Origin of the sequence: Streptomyces sp. NPDC002476 (assembly GCF_042889785.1) — a bacterium.
Lineage (GTDB): Bacteria > Actinomycetota > Actinomycetes > Streptomycetales > Streptomycetaceae > Streptomyces.
Genome location: NZ_JBIARH010000004.1, coordinates 260,073 through 277,652, shown reverse-complemented (window position 1 = coordinate 277,652; position 17,580 = coordinate 260,073). Strand labels below are relative to the sequence as shown.

The window sequence follows — 17,580 nt, the reverse complement described above, 5'->3', positions numbered from 1 at the left end:
GAACACAAGACAGAGGGAATCGTTGACCCAGACGGAGACCGGGAACGGCCGCAGGCGCACGACGCCACCCACCTGGCTGCTGAGCGGGCTCCGCCCCCAGTCGTCCGCCCCGGTGCCCTGGGCCGCGGTCGTCCGCGCCTCCATCGCCCTGGCCGCACCGCTCGCCGTCGGCTTCGCGCTCGGCCGGCCGGCGTACGGCGCGCTCGTCTCCATGGGCGCGCTGTCCGGCGTCATCGGCGACACCGCCGACGCGTACCGCATGCGCATAATCAACATCGCCGTACCGCAGCTCTTCGGCGCGCTCGGCATCATGCTCGGCACGCTGGTGTACGGGACGGGATGGGGGGCGGTCGCCGCGCTGACGGTGGTCGGCCTGGTCTCCGGGATGATGTCGACGATCGGCGCGGTCGCCTCCGTGTCCGGGCTGCTGCTCCTGCTCAACGCGGTGGTCGGCGCCGGTCTGCCGATGCCGGAGCCCTGGTGGGTGGCCCCGCTGCTGCTCACGGTCGGCGGTCTGTTCGTCCTCGCCCTGACCCTGCTGGCCTGGCCGCTGCGGCGGAAACTGCCGGAGCGGGTCGCGGTCGCGGGCACCTATCTCGCGGTCGCCGACCTGCTGGCCGCCGCGGGCGGCGACGCGTACGACGAACGGCGCCAGGCCGTCACGCAGTCCCTCAACACCTCGTACGACCTGATCCTGGCGCGCCGGGCCCGCTATCACGGCCGCAGCAACGCCATGGTGCGGCTGCTCGCCCAGCTCAACGTCGTGATCCCGCTCGTCGAGGCGGCGCCCGCGGTCCATGTGCGCGGGATCCGGCTGCCGGAAGCGATCCCCGAGGCGGTACGCGAACTGGCCGCCACCGTCGAGGAGAGCCGTACGGGCCGCCCCGAACTCGGCCTGCCCGCCCCGGACTCGCCCGCGACCCGGGCCGTGGACAGCGCGCTGCGGCACGCCGCGACCATCGTGCACAAGGCCGATCCCGACCCGTACAACGTCGACGACCGGCTCGGACGCCCCGCGGCGCTCGGGGTACGCGTGCGGCGGACCGCCCGCAGCGTGTTGTTCACCGGGGCCTCGTGGCGGTACGGGCTGCGGCTCGCCCTGTGCGTCGGACTGGCCCAGGCGCTGACCTCGCTGATCCCGGTGCCGCGCTCCTACTGGGTCGCGCTGACCGTCACGTTCGTCCTCAAGCCGGACTTCGGTTCGGTGTTCTCGCGGGCCGTGCTGCGCTCGGTGGGCACGGCGGCCGGGCTCGTGGTCGCTGCGCCGGTGCTCGCCGCGGTGCCGATCGGCTGGTGGGACGTGCCGGTGATGGTGCTGCTCGCGGCGCTGATCCCGGCGTTCACGGCGAAGGGTTACGCCTTCCAGACCGCGGCCATCACCCCGGTCATCCTGCTCCTGTCCGACCTGCTGAACCACGAGGGCTTCGACCTGGTCTGGCCGCGCTTCCTGGACAGCCTGATCGGCTGCGCCATCGTGCTCGTGGCGGGCTACCTCCTGTGGCCGGAGAGCTGGCACGCCCGCGTCGGGCACCGGCTCGCGGACGTGGTGACGGACGTCGCCGACTACGTGGCCTGCGCGTTCGAGCCGGGCGCGTACGGCGGGGGAGGCGGGAGCGCCCAGGGCCCCGGGAGCGGCGGTGCGGGCGACCGGGCGGAGCGCCTGCGGGCCCGGCGCCGCATCTACCGCGATCTGTCGGTCGTACGGTCCGAGTTCCAGCGCGCGCTGACCGAACCGCCCCCGGTCGGCGCCCGGGCCGCCGCCTGGTGGCCGCTGGTCGTCGCCGTCGAGCGCATCGTGGACGCGACGACGGCGGCCCGGGTCCGGGTCAATCACGGAGCACCGGAACCACCGGCGGAGGAAGTGGCGGAGATCCGGCGGCAGTTGACGGAACTCGCCGACGGGATACGGTCGAGCGAGATCCTGGTGGAGGTGCGTGCCGAACTGCCGGGCGACGAGAAGGGGGTGCTGGCCCCCCTGCGCCGGGAGGTGGCGGCGGCACGGGCCATCGCGTCCCCCCAGCCGTAGCCGCGGTCGTGGCCCCTGCCGCGGACACAGCCGCGGTCGTACGAACGGTCAGGACCGTGGCCGCACGGTCAGGACAGCACGGTCGGGACGGCACGGTCAGGACAGCGCGGTCAGGACAGCGCGGTCGGGACAGCGCGGTCGGGACAGCACGGTCAGGACAGCGCGGTCAGGAGCCGGGGCCGCCGCTCACCTCGTGGAACCGCCGCCCCGCAGCCGCTCCATCTCCCGCCGGTCCCGCTTCGTCGGCCGCCCCGCGCCCCGGTCGCGTACCGGAACCTGGATCGCCGCCTCGCGCGGCGGCGGGGGCGGACTGTTGTCGATGAAGCACTCGGCCGCCGCAGGTGGGCCGACCCGTTTCTTCACGATCTTCGACACGACCACGATCCGGTCCCGGCCCGCGTGCCGAAGCCGTACCTCGTCGCCGACGCGCACCGTCTGAGCGGGCTTGGCACGCTCGCCGGCGACCTTCACATGCCCCGCACGGCAGGCGGCAGCGGCCTGCGAACGGGTCTTCGTCAACCGGACCGACCAGATCCAGACGTCGACCCGGGCACTGCCCTCCGCCTGCGGCGCCTCACCGGAAACCATGTGTCCGACTGTAGTGCGGCGCGGGCGTCGGGTCAGGCCACGAAGCCGCCGACCACGGCTCGGCCCTTGGCCCTCGGCCCTCTGTCTTCGCCCTCGGTCCTCTGTCTTCGCCTGCTGTCTTCGCCCTCAGCCTTCGGCCGGATTCGCCATGGCCGGCACGAGCCGAGCCGCGATGCGTGTTCCACGTGACGGTTTTCCCGTGCGGTCGGCGGGCGGCCCTTCTCGGATAATGCCACCGAATAACGGACAAGTACTCACCTGATACTGCGTCAGACGATCCGTCGCTCACGCCCCGGGACAATTCCGATACGCATGAGCACGCTTGAACGACACACATCAGACCCGCGCGGCATACATGCGGCACGGCCCGAGGATGCTGCGAGGATTCGGCGAGAGACCGGTTGCGGATCATTCGCGGGATGGCTTTTCGCACGGGCGGGCCGTGCCGCCGAAGGGCCCGATCCGGCCGCTAACCTTACGTATCCGCCCTGGCCAGGGATCAATTCCCGCAGGTCGGACATTTATCTCCCCCAACTCACGCGAAAGGCCTCGCCCATGGGCATTCGGAGCTTGCTGCGCAAGGTGTTCGGCCGTGACCGCGCGGAGCAGGACGCACCGACGGCCACGGTCCCGCCCCAGACCGAACGCACCACGCCCGCGGAGTCGGAGCCGGTCGCGGCACCGGCGGACGAGCTGACCACGGAGAAGGCCCCGGAGCTCGAAACGGACTCGGCCCCCAAGGCTTCGATCCCGGCCCCCGCCTCTCCCCGGTCCGTCGAGAGCAGCAGCGGCCTGGCCGCGGATCTGGTGGCTGCCGCCTTCGACAAGGCGTCCTTCCCCACGGTCCCGTCGCAGGGGGCGGCCCCGAAGCCGACGGCGGAGCCGGAACCGGAGCCCGACCCGAAGGCGGAGTCCGCGTCGGGCACGGAATCGGTATCGGATCCGGAATCGGTCGAGCCGAAGGCGGAGTCGGAGACGAAGGCGGCGTCCAAGCCGGACGAACCGGAGATCGTGGAACCGAAGTCGGACGCGCCGAAGGCCGATTCGGAGGCGGAGGAGCCGCAGACCTCGGAGACGAAGGCCACGGGGACGGAGCTTTCCGAGCCGAAGGCCACGGGGACGGAGCTTTCCGAGCCGAAGGCCACGGAGCCGGAGACCTTGGAGATGAAGGCCACGGAGCCGGAGCTTTCCGGACCGAAGGCTGTCGAGGCCGAGATTCCCTCCGAGCCCAAGCCCGAGTCCGGCGTCGAGCCCGAGCCCAAGCCCGAGTCCGGCGTCGAGCCCGAGCCCGTGGCCTCCACCGAGGCCGAGCCCACCACCGAGACCCCCGAACCGGCGACCGAGCCCGAAGCTGCGACCGAGCCCGCGCAGGACCCGACCCCCACTCCGGAAGCGGCCCCCGAGACAGCCCCCGAACCCACGCCGGCTGCCACCTCCGAAGAACGTCCGGTTACCACCGCCGCCACCGACACAGCCCCCACGACCTCCGAGCCCGCCCCGGAACCCGCCTCGGAGCCGGCCCTCGCGGTCACCACCCCGGAACCGGAACCGGAACCGGAACCCGCTCAGGCCGCGTCCACCACCCAGGCCGACGCAACCGAGGCCCCAGAACCCGCCCACGCCGCCGAACCGGCGACCCACCCCGAACCGGCGACCGAACCCGAAGCCGCGACCGAGCCCGAAGCCGCGACCGAACCCGCACAGGACCCGGCCCCCGCCGCCACGGCCCCCATCGCTGCGGCACCGGCCCCCGCCGCCTCGCCCCCCATCGCCGCGGCACCGGCCCCCAAGCCGGCCCTCTCGCTCGCCCGCGTCAAGACCCGCGCGCCCGGCCTCGTCGGCGCGTACAAGGCCGCCCAGGCCGGGCTCAAGGCGCACGGGCTGACCGGCCTGCGCGCCACCGTCTACCTCGTCCTCGACCGCTCCGGCTCCATGCGCCCGTTCTACAAGGACGGCAGCGCCCAGCACCTCGGCGACCGCACCGCGGCCCTCGCCGCGCACCTGGACGAGACCGCCACCGTTCAGGTCGTGTTCTTCTCGACCGACATCGACGGCACCGGCACGGTCGACCTCGCCGGTCACGAGGGCCGCATCGACGAGATGAACGCGGGTCTGGGCCGCCTCGGCCGTACGAACTACCACCGCGCCGTCGAGGAGATCGTCACGCACTACGAGAAGTCGGAGGCGACCGGTCCCGCCCTGGTGGTCTTCCAGACGGACGGCCCGCCGGACGCCAAGCAGGCCGCGAAGCAGGCGCTCGCCGACGCGGCGCGGCTGCCGCTGTTCTTCCAGTTCGTCGCGTTCGGCGAAGAGGACGCGAAGGGCTTCGACTTCCTGCGGAAGCTGGACGCCCCGAACGCCGGGTTCTTCCACGCGGGCCCCGCCCCCCGCGAGGTCCCGGACGCCACCTTCTACCGCGAAATCCTCGCCGCCCTCCCCGCCTGGATCGCGGCCCGAGCGGCGGCCACCGAGGCCTGATCCGCCGGCAGGCGTACGGTCACGGCGAGCCCGCCCCCGGGGCCCGGCACCGCCGTGACCGTACCGTCGTGCGCGACCGCGATGGAGCGCACGATCGACAGGCCCAGCCCCGACCCGCGCCCCATCCGGTCCCTGCCCTCACCGCGCCGGAACGGCTCGAACAGCCCGGGGATGTCCCTCGCGTCCACCACCGGCCCGGTATTGCGCACCTCCAGCAGCACGCTCTCGCCGGCCGTCACCGCCGACACCTCCACGGTCCCGTCGGGCACGTTGTACGTGACGGCGTTGGCCAGCAGGTTCGCCACCAGCTGGGCCAGCAGCATCCGGTTCCCCCGTACCACGCAGGGCCCGGTGTCGACCCGCACGCCCGGGTGCCGGGCCGCCTCCTCCGACACGACCCGCGTGAAGTCCACCTCCTCCCGCTCGCCCGCCGCGAGCCCGCGTTCGCTGCGGGCCAGGACCAGCAACCCCTCGATGAGCCGTTCGCTGCGCCGGTTGTTGTCCAGCAGCATCTGCCGGGTCCGTAGGAGATCCTCCTGGGACGGGTCGTCCAGGCCGATCTGGATCGCGGCCCGCTGGGTGGCGAGCGGGGTCCGCAGTTCGTGCGAGGCGTTGGCGATGAACCGCCGCTGGCTGTCGAACGCCTTCTCCAGCCGGGCCAGCAGGGCGTCGAGGGTGTCTCCGAGTTCCTTCAGCTCGTCGTCGGGGCCACGGGCCGCGATGCGCTCGTGGAGGGTGTGCTCGGAGAGCCGGCGCGCCTTGGCGGTCATGGTGTGGACGGGACGCAGGACCCGCCCCGCGGTCCACCAGCCCACCCCGACCGCGCACGCCGTCATGACGAGCAGCGAGGCGACGGACCAGATGAGCAGCTGATGACCGGCCGCGTCGCTGACGTGGTCGGTGAGGTCGTAGACGGTCGGCGGCCCGAGCGTGCGCCGGGTGACGAGGGGACCGTTGACGGCGTAACCGGGCTGGACGACCGCGGCCGTGCGTGCGATGTCCCGCGCCTGGGAGTCCGTGCCCGCGCGCGAGGCGAGGTTGACGGTGGCGAGCAGTGCCGCACCCAGCACCAGGAAGGCCCCGCCGTACACGAGCGCGATCCGGGTCCGGATCGTGGAATGCCGGATGAACGGCGGACAGCGCAGGCGCGGGACGCGGAGGACGCGCGGTGCACGAAAGGCGGCACCGGGAACACGAGGCGCTCGCGGCACGCGCCCGCCCTGGCGCGGCACGCGCGCGGCATCACGGTCCACACGCACCCCACGCACCCCACGCACCCTGCGCGTCCCGTCCGACGAGCCGGACGGGCGTGACGAGGGCGACGAGGGCGACGAGGGCGACGAGCCCGAAGCATCCGACGGCGGAGAGGAATCGCTGTTCACAGGGCGTATCCCACACCCTGCACCGTACGGATCAGCGCGGGTTCCCCGAGCTTTCCCCGCAGCTTGCTCATGCAGACCCGGACGGCACCGGTGAAGGGGTCGGCGTTGGCGTCCCAGGCCCGCTCCAGCAACTCCTCCGCGCTGACGGTCGCACCGTCGGCCTCCAGCAGCAGCTGGAGCACCGAGAACTCCTTCGGCGAGAGGTCGAGTTCCCGGCCCTCCCGGGAGGCGGTGCGCCGCACGGTGTCGAGCCGGATGCCGTGCCGCTCCAGCTGCGGCGGTACGGGGCGGGCGCTGCGCCGCCGCAGCGCGCGTACCCGCGACACCAGCTCCGGGAACTCGAAGGGCTTGCCCAGGTAGTCGTCGGCACCGAGATCGAGCCCGGCGACCCGGTCCTCCGTGGAACTGGCGGCGGTGAGCATCAGGATCCTGGTCCGGGAGCCGGTGGCGACCAGTTTGCGCGCCACGTCGTCGCCGTGCACCCGTGGCAGATCGCGGTCGAGGACGACGACGTCGTAGTCGTGGAGCCCCAGGTAGGCGAGGGCGGCGTCACCGCTGTACACGGTGTCGACGGCGAATCCGGCCCGTCGCAGCCCGGTGGCGACCAGCTCCGCCAGCATCTCCTCGTCCTCGGCGACCAGTACCCGCATCGTGCTGTCCTCTGCTTCGTGTGCCCCGTGCATGCATGTCCACTCCCTCCCAGGATGCGTCTTTGTTAAGGGAAGGCATGTTTCGCAGAGGTCTCCGCACGGCCCGGCACGGCCCGGAACGCTCCCGGCCCCGACCGCCACCGGCCGTAATCGGTGTGAGTCGGTCTTCGGCAGGCCGTTAGGATTTTGCCCATGGCGGCCACTGGATCCGAGAAGCAGGGGGCGACGGCGTACTACGTCTCGACCCCCATCTACTACGTCAACGACGCTCCTCACCTGGGCCACGCCTACACGACCGTCGCAGGCGACGTGCTCACGCGCTGGCATCGCCAGCGCGGCGAGAAGGTGTGGTACCTCACCGGCACGGACGAGCACGGTCAGAAGATCATGCGCACTGCCGAGGCGAACAATGTCACCCCGCAGGAGTGGTGCGACAAGCTCGTGGAGGAGGCGTGGAAGCCCCTCTGGGAGCACCTGAACATCGCGAACGACGACTTCATCCGTACGACGGAGAAGCGGCACACCGACCGGGTGCAGGAGTTCGTGCAGGACCTGTACGACAAGGGTGAGATCTACAAGGGCGGCTACGAGGGCCCGTACTGCGTGGGCTGCGAGGAGTACAAGCTCCCCGGCGACCTGATCGAGGACGAGGACGGCGTCAAGCTGTGCCCGATCCACAAGAAGCCGGTGGAGATCCTCAAGGAGGAGAACTACTTCTTCAAGCTGAGCGCGTACGGCCCGAAGCTGCTGGAGTTCTACGCGAACAACCCCGGCTTCGTGCAGCCCGAGTCCGCCCGCAACGAGGTCGTGAACTTCGTCCGGCAGGGTCTCCAGGACCTGTCCATCTCGCGCTCCACCTTCGACTGGGGCGTCCCGGTGCCGTGGGACGAGAAGCACGTCATCTACGTGTGGGTCGACGCGCTGCTGAACTACGCCACGGCGGTCGGCTACGGCGCCAACCAGGAGAAGTTCGACGGGACGTTCCCGGCCGACGTGCACCTGGTGGGCAAGGACATCCTCCGTTTCCACGCGGTGATCTGGCCCGCGATGCTGATGGCGCAGGGCCTGCCGCTGCCGGGCAGGGTCGCGGCCAACGGCTGGCTGATGGTCGGCGGCGAGAAGATGTCGAAGTCGAACCTGACCGGCATCAAGCCGCAGGACCTGACCTCTCACTTCGGCGTGGACGCGTACCGCTGGTACTTCCTGCGTGCCATCGCGTTCGGCAGCGACGGCTCGTTCTCGTGGGAGGACTTCTCCGCCCGGTACACCTCCGAGCTGGCCAACGACTACGGCAACCTCGCCTCGCGCGTCGCCGCGATGGTCGGCAAGTACTTCGACGGGGTGCTCCCGGAGGCCACCGCCGCGGGTGACGCCGAGAAGGCCGTCCAGGAGGGGCTGGCGAAGGCCGTCGCCACGGCCGACCAGAAGATCGGCGAGGAGCTGGACTTCCAGGCCGGCATCCTGGCGATCTTCGACTTCGTGAAGCAGGTCAACGGCTACATCACGGAGCAGGAGCCCTGGAAGGTCGCCAAGGCTGCGTTCTCCGATGCTGCTGACGCGGCGGGCTCTCCCGAGGCCCGGGCCCGCCTCGCGACGATCCTGTACACGGCCGCCGAGTCGCTGCGCGGCGTCGCGGTGCTGCTGAACGCCGTGATGCCGGAGACCTCGCAGAAGCTGTGGGACTCACTGGGCGCCGAGGCATCCCTGGGTGCGCTGTCCGACCAGCGCGTCCAGGAAGCGGGCGACTGGGGCCGGCTCCCGGCGGGCACCACGGTCACGAAGGGCGCGGTGCTGTTCCCCCGCCTGGAGGAGAAGCCGGCGTAACCGCGCTTCCGCCCCACTCCGTACAGCCGAGGGCCGGGACCCGCTTCACGGCGGTCCCGGCCCTCAACCGTGTACGCACACCACCGGTGCACTCTCGTGCGCTCGATTCAGCGAACCCAGTCCTTCAGCGGTTCGGTGTCCAGCTCGATGCCGACCGGATCGGGCAACTCGACGGTCTTCCCGTACGGCACCGTCACCACGCGCTCGTACCGCACGCCGTCGGGCTCCGAGTGCACCTTGACCTCACAAGTGTCGCGGTCGATCAGCAGGTAGACGGGAATCCCGGTCTCGGCGTAGGCACGCGGCTTCTCGACCCGGTCCCGGCGGTCGGTGTCCTCGTCGTATGAGGTCACCTCGACGACCATGAGCACGCCGTCGGGACTGGCCCACTCCCCCTGACCGACAAAAGTGTCGAGCGAGGCGAGTGAACCGTCCGGACGTGCATTGCCCTTGCGATACGTCCCGATCCGCAGCCCCTGCTCAGCGAAGAGCCAGTTGCCCGGGTCCGACTGCATACAGATCCGCGTCAGCCAGGCGATGATCCGCCCGTGATCCCCGTCCGGCACAGCCTTGACCCCCAGTTTCCCGTTCACGAACTCCAGACGCAGCGCTTCTTCGGCGCGTATGGCGTGACGGGCGAGGTCCTCGAAGACCTCCTGGGTCAGCACGCTCTCCTCAACCACGGTCATCACTGCCTCCTGCTGGAAACCGGACTGCGTCCAGCGTACGGACACACGCCCCGGCTGAGGCTAGCTTCACCGCTCCAGCCACTCGGCGTCCCCCATCACCACCACCGGTTTCTTCCGCGGGTCCAGCAGCCTCAGCAGTTCCTTCATGCGCTCCACGGGCAGCGAGACACAGCCCTGCGTCGGGCCGCCGTGATCCACGTGGAGCCAGATGCCACCGCCCCGCTCCTGGCCGAGCGGGCGTTCGCGGTCCAGGGGAGAGACACCGGGGGTCCGGTTGTAGTCGATCGCGACGACATAATCGAAAGAACCTTCGAGAGGTTCACCGTCGAACCCTTCACCGCTCGCGGTGTAGGCGGGGTCCTGTTCGTACGGGAACACGGTGTTCGGCGCCGCGAACCGACCGCCCGCCGCCGTCAGCCCGTAGACCCCGACCGGGGTCCGGAAGTCGCCCTCCCTGTGCTGGTCGGCCCATCCGTTGAAGCCGTTGTGAGCCGGCCACCGGGAGGTGACCGCCCGCCAGCCCTGGGCGGGGTCGTCACGGGCGTACAGAACGGCGGTGGACAGGCTGGAGTCGTACGAGTCACCGGTGACGACGAGGGCCTGCCGGGCGTCGACCGGCACCCTGCCCCTGGTCCGCAGCCCCAGCCCGGGGATCAGGGCGGGGCGGACACCCGGGGCCCGGGGCACAGGCGCGGCGGCCCGTCCCGGCGGCCCGTCCGCCTGCGAGCCCTCGGACGGCTTCCCACCACCCCGCCCGTCCCCGGCCTGCACCCCGGCGGTCCCGGTGGAGGAGGCGGACGGCGCAGGAGTGGCGCGGGAGGCGGTGTCGTTGACGGCCGTATCGCCGCAGGCGGCGAGCGCCAGAATCGCGACAACGCAGGCACCGGCCCGGACAGCGTACGGGGAACGACGGCGCCGGGCGGCCGACGTACGGGACACGGACACGGGCTCTCTCTCCTCAGCGGACGTGCGGCGGCGCGGTGCGACGCGGGCCGGGTAGGGCGGGTCGGGTCGGTCACGGGCATGCGGCTCGACGGGACTCGCCGTCACGCTCGGCCCCGCCGACCCCAGTCAACGCCGAGTCACGGGAACGCGAATCCGCACGAGGGCCATACGGCGGTACGCACACCGCGTCCGGATCCTCCGGCTCGTCCGCGGCGCACTGTCAGCAGCCGCTCGCCAGGATCGTTGATCAGCGCGTAGGCCGTGACCGGATACCCCGCGACGGCAGCCGTGGTGGGCATGGCGGAGCTTCCCTTCCGTACCTGCTCGGCCGGTGGAGCCGCGGCACGGCGGAGCACTGGGCGCCCGCCCGGACGGCGGGGTCCCGTGGCGGCAGGCCGCCGTGATACCACCGGATCTCCAGCAACCCTTATCGGTCAACGTCAGCATCGATTTGGGACAGGACCGTTTTGCCCAGTGAACGTTTCCTCATGCCCAGACATCCTGCCCCGGGACGGTTCACTGGCATCCAGGCTGAACCACCTGTGAGGGACACATGAACAGGCGCTACTTCGTCGGCGTCACCCTCGCCGCGCTGCTCGCCCTGGCCGGGTGCGACAGCGGCGACTCCGAGTCGAAGGCGAGCGGTGACCGCGAGACGGTCGAGGCGTACATCACCGCGCTCAACGAGCGTGACACGAGGGCCCTGTTGAAGCTGGACGGGGCAACCGGTGCGGCCGCTGAGCGGGACGCCGAGAAGGTCATCGAGGAAAAGGGCGGCCGCGGCCTCAAGGTCGACGACATCCAGATCAACTACGATCTCGGCCCCTATGTCGGGTCCGCGAGAATCACCGCCAAGGACAGCAAGGGCGCCGACTACAGCGAGAATCTCACCATCACCCGCGACGGCGGAAAGTGGCACCTCACCATTCTGCCGGCGCCGAAGCAGGACCAGAGCGGCAAGACGCCGGCCGAGACGGGTAAGACGTCCGACGGCACCGGCCCGTCGAAGTCGGTATCCGGCTGACCCCAGCACCCACGAGGGGCGTGGACGGCGGTTCTCCAACTGATGGCTCACCTCAGCACGTCCGAGGTGGGCCATCACACCAAGCATCAGCCATCCGCAGGCTCGGCGACCGGAACGCGGAGCCTCTACCGTTCGGACGGAAGTCGCTTCTCGCCGAACTGGTCGCCCTTCACGCCGCCCAGGAGCCGGTCCAGCTGAGCCGGGCTGATCGCCAGCTCCGTACCGGGGTCGTCACTCTCACGGAGCCGTATCAGGCCGTCGGCGGCGGCCAGTTCGACGCAGTTGGAGGAATCACCCCCGCCCGAGAACGAGGACTTCTGCCACACGATGCCCTTTGTCATGCCGGGACCTTTCACATGCTCCGCACGAGGCGATGAATGAAGTCTCTCGACTCTATGACGCCCAACGAGACCGCCTCCAGCTTGCGCACGACCTCGCGATACCGGCAGAGCTGTGCCTGCGCGTCCAGAAATGCACCACCGTGTGGGGTGTCCATGAGAACGGTATCGAGCGACGGCACCGGCCCACCCGCATACACCAAGGGATCCCCCATTCCCGCGAACCCGTCCAGGTCGAAAGGAATGACCCGCACCGTCACATGCGGCAACTCGGACCGGTCCAGGACGTGCAGAAGCTGGCCTCGCGCAACCTCGATGCCAGCGACCCTGATCCGCAGAGCTGCCTCGTGGATCACCGCTTCGTAATGACCCATCCGCCCCTCGGCAAGAGCCTCCTGCCGCCTCAGCCGGAACCGCACCCGCACCGCCAGTTCCTCCTCGGACAGCGCCGGTACCGTCGCGGAGAAAATGGCCCGGACCTGCTGTTCCGTCTGCAACAGCCCCGGCACATGCACGGTCTCGAAGTTCTTCACCCAGGCGGCGTGGTGCTCAAGCTCAGCCAGGTCCAGATACCCGGAGGGCACCTGTTCCCGGTATTCCTCCCACCATCCGCGTACCCGCTCGACAGCCATGCCCGCCAGCGCATCGATCAGCGCGGGAAAGTACGTCTGGTGCGAGCTTCTGGCCGCGTAGAGAGCCAGAGCCCGACGCTGATCGCATGTTTCGACACACGCTCATCAAACCGTGCACCACAGACCCCAGAACCTTCCGCTCCGACCGCCGTATGCCGTGGCGTCGTCGCTCGACCTCCCCACCAGGCCACTTGCCTGCGAGAGGAGCAGCCGCGCGCGATACACAGGGCGCTCGCCATCCTCGCCCCCTCCGCCGCATGCGCACTGCACGGCGGCTTCACACATGACCAACGAGCGCACCCTGGCCAACCACGGCCCGAAAACATGGTGGGCTGACTCCACCTTCACGGCCGCTGTACGCCTCCCCGCCATCCAATGCACTCGCATTTTCCAACCGACTTGGGCAGGGAAAACTTGCTTTCTGCAGCTGCCGGTAGCCTCTCTTACACACTCCCTCACCTTCGAGGTCAAACACTCACGTGATTCGGCAACCTGGAAACAGGCGCATCCCCAGCGAACAAGAAGGCGCCTTTTATCCCCAATGTCGCGATCCAAAGAAGTAAGTAAAAACAGCTCCCTCGCCGAATAAACCCGCAGGTCAGGAAGTGTGGTCCCCGCGCGTGCGGGGGTGGTCCCTGCGCGCTGCTCATGGCCTCCTACATCAGGTGGTGGTCCCCGCGCGTGCGGGGGTGGTCCGGTGACGGGCGGGCTCATCTCCCCGGCGGCCAGGTGGTCCCCGCGCGTGCGGGGGTGGTCCCGCGTGCGCCTGGACGGGCGGGGTCACGCACCAGTGGTCCCCGCGCGTGCGGGGGTGGTCCGTTGTAGCGCGCCCAGCCCTCGCGGCCCAGGATGTGGTCCCCGCGCGTGCGGGGGTGGTCCGCCCCTGGCCGCCAGGATCGGCACCACCATGCAGTGGTCCCCGCGCGTGCGGGGGTGGTCCGCATCCCGAGGGGACGGTGTCGGGGGTGGTCGCGTGGTCCCCGCGCGTGCGGGGGTGGTCCTTCCGTGCGGTACTCGGGGCGGTCGGCGCCCTGGTGGTCCCCGCGCGTGCGGGGGTGGTCCCATGCCCGCCCGTGATTCCCACCAGGGCCTGGGGTGGTCCCCGCGCGTGCGGGGGTGGTCCGACGGCCGCCGCGACCTCCTCCGGGAGCGTCATGTGGTCCCCGCGCGTGCGGGGGTGGTCCCGTCGCTGCGGTCTACGCCGAGATCCTCGGCTGGTGGTCCCCGCGCGTGCGGGGACCAGCTCGTCTTCGGTGGTGCCGTCCGGGCCGTCCTCGGTGGGCTGCCCCGAACGGAAACGATGGGCGTCGGCCTACTCGAAACGCAGGTAGGTGATGGAGTCCAGGTCGATGCCATAGAGCCCGTAGATCTTCGTGGTGTTGAGCACAATCAGCCGCTCCCGGCTGATCCCCAGCGCATCGGCCACCTTCCATACCTGTGCCTCGTCGTCAGCCTCGATCTCCAGATACGGCGGGATGCGCGGCCACTCGTCGACCTCCAGCCTGGCCGGCTGTCTGGCTGTCCGGCTGTCCGGCTCGGTCATGGTGGCCGCACTCCCTCTCGTTGTTTCACCGTTGTCGTCCAGCCGTTCCCGGCCCCGGCTGCTGGGAGCGCGCGGAGGGGTCTGGCGATCAGTGCCACGCAGGTTCCAGCGCTCGAAGGCGCGCGGTACGCAGCTGCACCCGCACGAAGAACGCGTCCTGGTCGGCGTCGAGCCCGGCCAGCAGCCCTTGGTGAAGTCGCCAGGCGTCAGCGCTGATCTCGTACGAGCACCCCGTGCACCGGTACACGTCCCCTCGGGACGGGCACAGTCGTCCACCGCATGAGGGGCAGTTCACCAGGCTCCCCGTACATGTGTCCCGGCATGGCGTTTCCGCAGCTCCAACACGTCCACCAGCCACCGACGTTCCGGCTCATCTGCTTGCCGCATCGAGGACACTGCATACGACCTCCCGTTCTCTCGGCGGCGGTGTCATGCGGGCCGGTGGCAGGGGCAGGCACACCGCCGGACCTCGATCGGCACCTCCCACTCCGGAGCCCCCGGCCGCCGCGTGATACCCGGTCCCGGACACTCCTCGTGCTCACCGATCCGACACGCGGGCGCGAGCCCCGCCCGGACCGGATCGCGCCTGGTCACGACTGCTCGCCGTAGGGGCAAAGCCGGCGCTGCTCCCGGCACGGAGCACACGCGTAGAGGGCGGCCCCGGGGCCCGAGCCCTGGTCGACGATCTCGATCAGGACGGCGGTCCCGGACGGGCCCTTATGCCAGTGACACCAGCCGGATCCGGGGTTCGCGGCCACCGGGATCGGTTGTGGACGCGATTGCGCCGTCACTCCGCCCCCTCGCACCGGTCGCACCGGTCGCACCGACAGACCGGGAACTCGGCCGACAGCTCCACCGTCCCGGCCGGAACCACCTCGGCCTTCGGCCGGACGACACGCGTCCGCCCGTACCGGTCCACCTCGTACACCTTGATCGTCATCGACATGCCGACCGCCGGTCCGTGCATCCGCACGAGACGATCAGCCGGATCCGCCCGGGACCCGACAGGACGACCTCCCCGGCGGGCGCCAGACGCCGAGTCACGGCACCGCGGTGCTGGCAGGCTTCGTCATGAAGGCGAGTGATGCTCGCGCGCCCTGGCACGAGCACAGGCGTACTCATGGACCTCTCCTCATACCTGTGTGATACGGACAGGTAAAGCCTGGGGTCCGGGGCGCTGCACAACTGCTACAGCGTGTAGCAGCCCGTCAGGCGACGCCGATCCAGTGAGCGAAGTATGAAAGGGATTCTGCATCGGAGCGGTGGAACCGTCGCAGGTTGCCAATGACTTGACGTGCCCACGGGTGCTCGCGAGTATGCTGCGGAGCCGCCGCGCGGGCCGCCTTGAGGCTCTCGAACGCATCTGCCTGAAGCCCGGCCCATTCCTGGGCGCGGGCCAACTCGATGTAGAAGCCGCTACGACGTTCGGCCGGCAGCCCGACGGGCGGCTTCCATTCCGTGGCTACCCGCAGGGCGCGGTCGACGTGGTCACGGCCGAGGCTGACGGCGACGGACACCTCATGGATCCGGACCGAGTCCGGGCCGAACGCCGTGCCCATGTAAATTCCCTCGACCGCTACTCGGTCGCCGAGTTGCCGGGCGTGCTTCAGGTGGGTGTCGGCGCGGTCGGCATTCCCGTCGCGGCCGGCGATCACGGCAGCTCGCATGTGGAGGGTGCCGCGGGCCGCGGCTTCCGAACGGGACGACGGCGCGGGGGCGGCCTCGATCGCCTGCTCCAGTGCAGCGAGGCCGACCGTGTGGGCCCGAGCCGCGAAGAAGACCTCGGTCCGTACATAGGCCGTGGCAGCCTGGACCAGAGGGTCTCCGACCCGGTCAGCAGCCCAGCGCATCACATCGATCAGCCGGGCGGACAGGTCGCGCTCACCGTACTTGAAGGCGATCGCGTCCGCCGTCCGGGCAGCGGCGGCCAGCATCCGGGCGGCTTTCCGATGCTCGGGGCCACGTGCGGTGTGGGCATACCGAATGGCGTCACGCAGCAGGTCGGGGATGCCTGTCGCGATCCGCCCGTACTGAGCGCCCAGCCTCCAGCTCACCGCTGTACTGATCGCGTCCGTCAGCTCGTCCGGGGTGCGGACGGGAGGCCCCTGCGGAATGTCGTACCCGGCGATCACCGACGACAGTTCCGGCAAGGCTCGGTGAACGCGCCGCTCGGTACCGACGTACCCCGTGCGCAGTTGCGTGGCGTCCACTTCAAGGGCAGCCGCGATCGCTTCGAGCACCCCGTCGCTCGGTCGTCGTGCGCCCCGCTCGACGGACCGGATGGTGGCGTAGGAGACGTGAGAAACTTCGGCGAGTCCGGTCTGGGTGAGGCGACGTGCGCGGCGACGTGCGGCGATCCGCTCACCGACCTCGCACGGGGAGTCGGCGGACATGATCTGACCGTACCCGTACCGTCACTGTGTGAGTGCGGTTTCAGCTGCGCCGACTACTCGTCGGTGATCGCGGTCAGGTCCATGAGCGAATCGATCACCCAGTCCGCAGTCGCCCGTACCTGCTCATCGTCCGCCCACAGGTGCCCCCAGGGGCCACGGCGAAGATGTGCCGTGCGAAGTCCGGCCGCGTGGGCAGGGAAGACATCGTTCATGGGGTGGTCGCCGACGTATACGGTGTCCCGGGCCTCGGCCTGGGAGACATCGAGAACGCGTGCGAAAAAGTTCCCCGATGGCTTGGCACAGCCCCATTCCCCGGAGGTGGCGATGAAGTCGGTCGGCAGATCCAGATCGCGGAGCAGTTCCCCGGCGCGGATCGTCTGGTTGCCCGCGATAACAACCCGGATGCCGAGCTCCCTCAGTGCGGCGAGCGCGGGACGCACATCCTCGTACAAGTCGGTCTCGTCAAGGTGTTCGCCGCGCCCTGCGGCCTCGCGGGCCGCGTACTCGGCGGGGATATCGACGCCGGGGCGCAGGAGACGGAGGGCTTCCGCGTTGTCGAGGCCCTGGGCGGTGACGGCGCCGACGAGGGCGGACAGGGTGTGCCTGGGCACGGAAAGCCAGTCGGCCCAGGACGCCCAGTAGCGGTCGTCGCGTACGAGGGTTTCACCGATGTCGAACACGATCGTCTTCACCCGGGCGAGCCTACGAGGTTCCGCCCGATGCCAGGCATGCCCGATGTCCGGCCGCCCCCTCCCTCGCCCGCCACTCCAGTCCGCCACACCAGTCCACCGTGCCCCTCCACCCATCCACCGCGCCATGCGGACAAACACCCGCCAAGTGACCTTGTTTTCCCGTAACTTCGTCACCAATGCACAGCGATCACCAGCCCGAGGCGCAAGCTCCGGCCCACACGAGAGCGAGCAGTATGCCCCCAATGTCGCAATCTGAAGAAGTGAGTAAAAACAGCCCTCCCGCCGAATAAACCCGCGGGTCAGGAACTGTGCTCCCCGCGCGTGCGGGGGTGGTCCCTCGGGGCTGAGCTTCATCGTCACCGATGTCCCGTGCTCC

Annotated in this window: 16 protein-coding genes, 1 pseudogene and 2 CRISPR repeat arrays (1 of these 19 cut by a window edge); of the genes and pseudogenes, 4 read left to right on the top strand and 13 right to left on the bottom strand. The window is 70.3% G+C overall.

The annotated features are described in order from the left end of the window. Window positions 1-22 precede the first annotated feature (22 nt). Entirely contained in the window at window positions 23-2,026 is a 2,004-nt protein-coding gene (locus ACFYXM_RS07025) for an FUSC family protein (RefSeq protein ID WP_389287588.1), read from the top strand. A gap of 186 nt (window positions 2,027-2,212) precedes the next feature. Here the strand turns inward: ACFYXM_RS07025 and ACFYXM_RS07020 are convergent, their stop codons facing one another. After that, window positions 2,213-2,614, bottom strand: coding sequence for an RNA-binding S4 domain-containing protein (locus ACFYXM_RS07020; protein WP_389287586.1), 402 nt, complete (start codon window positions 2,612-2,614; stop codon window positions 2,213-2,215). 555 nt (window positions 2,615-3,169) lie between these two features. Here ACFYXM_RS07020 and ACFYXM_RS07015 point away from each other — a divergent pair. Then, window positions 3,170-5,092 (top strand): VWA domain-containing protein, encoded by a 1,923-nt coding sequence (locus ACFYXM_RS07015; protein WP_389287584.1) that lies wholly within the window; start codon window positions 3,170-3,172, stop codon window positions 5,090-5,092. Here the strand turns inward: ACFYXM_RS07015 and ACFYXM_RS07010 are convergent. Continuing rightward, window positions 5,026-6,237 carry a sensor histidine kinase gene (locus tag ACFYXM_RS07010; protein ID WP_389287724.1) on the bottom strand — a complete coding sequence of 404 codons (1,212 nt, stop codon included), beginning with the start codon at window positions 6,235-6,237 and terminating at the stop codon, window positions 5,026-5,028. The two genes, ACFYXM_RS07015 and ACFYXM_RS07010, sit on opposite strands and share 67 nt — an antisense overlap. A 233-nt stretch (window positions 6,238-6,470) precedes the next feature. Continuing rightward, complete coding sequence (locus ACFYXM_RS07005) at window positions 6,471-7,124, bottom strand: response regulator transcription factor (protein ID WP_389287722.1); 654 nt, start codon at window positions 7,122-7,124, stop codon at window positions 6,471-6,473. A gap of 192 nt (window positions 7,125-7,316) precedes the next feature. Here ACFYXM_RS07005 and metG point away from each other — a divergent pair, with 192 nt between their 5' ends. Beyond that, a complete protein-coding gene (metG, locus tag ACFYXM_RS07000) occupies window positions 7,317-8,948 on the top strand; it encodes a methionine--tRNA ligase (RefSeq protein ID WP_389287582.1) in 1,632 nt (543 codons plus the stop codon). 107 nt (window positions 8,949-9,055) lie between these two features. On the opposite strand, the gene ACFYXM_RS06995 is transcribed toward metG, so the two are convergent. From ACFYXM_RS06995 to ACFYXM_RS06985, 3 genes are all read right to left on the bottom strand, one after another. Continuing rightward, window positions 9,056-9,637, bottom strand: a complete 582-nt coding sequence (locus ACFYXM_RS06995; protein ID WP_389287580.1) for a Uma2 family endonuclease — start codon at window positions 9,635-9,637, stop codon at window positions 9,056-9,058. A gap of 66 nt (window positions 9,638-9,703) precedes the next feature. After that, the gene (locus ACFYXM_RS06990) at window positions 9,704-10,576 is read right to left on the bottom strand and encodes a L,D-transpeptidase family protein (protein ID WP_389287720.1); all 873 of its coding nucleotides are present in this window, start codon (window positions 10,574-10,576) and stop codon (window positions 9,704-9,706) included. 143 nt (window positions 10,577-10,719) lie between these two features. After that, window positions 10,720-10,881, bottom strand: coding sequence for a hypothetical protein (locus ACFYXM_RS06985; protein WP_389287579.1), 162 nt, complete (start codon window positions 10,879-10,881; stop codon window positions 10,720-10,722). Between the two features lie 254 nt (window positions 10,882-11,135). On the opposite strand from ACFYXM_RS06985, the gene ACFYXM_RS06980 reads away from it, so the two are divergent. Next, window positions 11,136-11,606 carry a hypothetical protein gene (locus tag ACFYXM_RS06980; RefSeq protein ID WP_389287577.1) on the top strand — a complete coding sequence of 157 codons (471 nt, stop codon included), beginning with the start codon at window positions 11,136-11,138 and terminating at the stop codon, window positions 11,604-11,606. Between the two features lie 125 nt (window positions 11,607-11,731). On the opposite strand, the gene ACFYXM_RS06975 is transcribed toward ACFYXM_RS06980, so the two are convergent. The 7 genes and pseudogenes from ACFYXM_RS06975 to ACFYXM_RS06945 all read right to left on the bottom strand — a co-directional run bounded on the left by ACFYXM_RS06975 (window position 11,732) and on the right by ACFYXM_RS06945 (window position 17,204). Continuing rightward, complete coding sequence (locus ACFYXM_RS06975) at window positions 11,732-11,947, bottom strand: DUF397 domain-containing protein (RefSeq protein WP_389287575.1); 216 nt, start codon at window positions 11,945-11,947, stop codon at window positions 11,732-11,734. An 11-nt stretch (window positions 11,948-11,958) separates the two neighbouring features. Further along, window positions 11,959-12,576 carry a DUF5753 domain-containing protein gene (locus tag ACFYXM_RS06970; protein ID WP_389287573.1) on the bottom strand — a complete coding sequence of 206 codons (618 nt, stop codon included), beginning with the start codon at window positions 12,574-12,576 and terminating at the stop codon, window positions 11,959-11,961. Between the two features lie 607 nt (window positions 12,577-13,183). Continuing rightward, a CRISPR array of direct repeats spans window positions 13,184-13,821; the repeat unit is 28 nt; unit sequence GTGGTCCCCGCGCGTGCGGGGGTGGTCC. Between the two features lie 67 nt (window positions 13,822-13,888). Then, window positions 13,889-14,083, bottom strand: a pseudogene (locus tag ACFYXM_RS06965) (adenylate cyclase); the annotation flags it as partial. A gap of 124 nt (window positions 14,084-14,207) precedes the next feature. Then, the gene (locus ACFYXM_RS06960; RefSeq protein WP_389287571.1) at window positions 14,208-14,366 is read right to left on the bottom strand and encodes a hypothetical protein; all 159 of its coding nucleotides are present in this window, start codon (window positions 14,364-14,366) and stop codon (window positions 14,208-14,210) included. A 540-nt stretch (window positions 14,367-14,906) separates the two neighbouring features. Then, complete coding sequence (locus ACFYXM_RS06955) at window positions 14,907-15,065, bottom strand: hypothetical protein (protein WP_389287569.1); 159 nt, start codon at window positions 15,063-15,065, stop codon at window positions 14,907-14,909. A gap of 262 nt (window positions 15,066-15,327) precedes the next feature. Continuing rightward, complete coding sequence (locus ACFYXM_RS06950; protein WP_389287567.1) at window positions 15,328-16,512, bottom strand: helix-turn-helix domain-containing protein; 1,185 nt, start codon at window positions 16,510-16,512, stop codon at window positions 15,328-15,330. Window positions 16,513-16,565: 53 nt separating this feature from the next. Next, window positions 16,566-17,204 (bottom strand): HAD family hydrolase, encoded by a 639-nt coding sequence (locus ACFYXM_RS06945; RefSeq protein WP_389287565.1) that lies wholly within the window; start codon window positions 17,202-17,204, stop codon window positions 16,566-16,568. 308 nt (window positions 17,205-17,512) lie between these two features. After that, a CRISPR array of direct repeats spans window positions 17,513-17,580; the repeat unit is 29 nt; unit sequence GTGCTCCCCGCGCGTGCGGGGGTGGTCCC (it continues 633 nt past the right edge of the window).

What these genes read in the sequence shown, in the direction of transcription:
- ACFYXM_RS07020 (WP_389287586.1), bottom strand. Translation starts at nt 2,614, where the DNA reads ATGGTTTCCGGTGAGGCGCCGCAGGCGGAGGGCAGTGCCCGGGTCGAC.
- ACFYXM_RS07015 (WP_389287584.1), top strand. Translation starts at nt 3,170, where the DNA reads ATGGGCATTCGGAGCTTGCTGCGCAAGGTGTTCGGCCGTGACCGCGCG.
- ACFYXM_RS07005 (WP_389287722.1), bottom strand. Translation starts at nt 7,124, where the DNA reads ATGCGGGTACTGGTCGCCGAGGACGAGGAGATGCTGGCGGAGCTGGTC.
- metG (WP_389287582.1), top strand. Translation starts at nt 7,317, where the DNA reads ATGGCGGCCACTGGATCCGAGAAGCAGGGGGCGACGGCGTACTACGTC.
- ACFYXM_RS06995 (WP_389287580.1), bottom strand. Translation starts at nt 9,637, where the DNA reads ATGACCGTGGTTGAGGAGAGCGTGCTGACCCAGGAGGTCTTCGAGGAC.
- ACFYXM_RS06985 (WP_389287579.1), bottom strand. Translation starts at nt 10,881, where the DNA reads ATGCCCACCACGGCTGCCGTCGCGGGGTATCCGGTCACGGCCTACGCG.
- ACFYXM_RS06980 (WP_389287577.1), top strand. Translation starts at nt 11,136, where the DNA reads ATGAACAGGCGCTACTTCGTCGGCGTCACCCTCGCCGCGCTGCTCGCC.
- ACFYXM_RS06975 (WP_389287575.1), bottom strand. Translation starts at nt 11,947, where the DNA reads ATGACAAAGGGCATCGTGTGGCAGAAGTCCTCGTTCTCGGGCGGGGGT.
- ACFYXM_RS06970 (WP_389287573.1), bottom strand. Translation starts at nt 12,576, where the DNA reads ATGGCTGTCGAGCGGGTACGCGGATGGTGGGAGGAATACCGGGAACAG.
- ACFYXM_RS06955 (WP_389287569.1), bottom strand. Translation starts at nt 15,065, where the DNA reads ATGTCGATGACGATCAAGGTGTACGAGGTGGACCGGTACGGGCGGACG.
- ACFYXM_RS06950 (WP_389287567.1), bottom strand. Translation starts at nt 16,512, where the DNA reads ATGTCCGCCGACTCCCCGTGCGAGGTCGGTGAGCGGATCGCCGCACGT.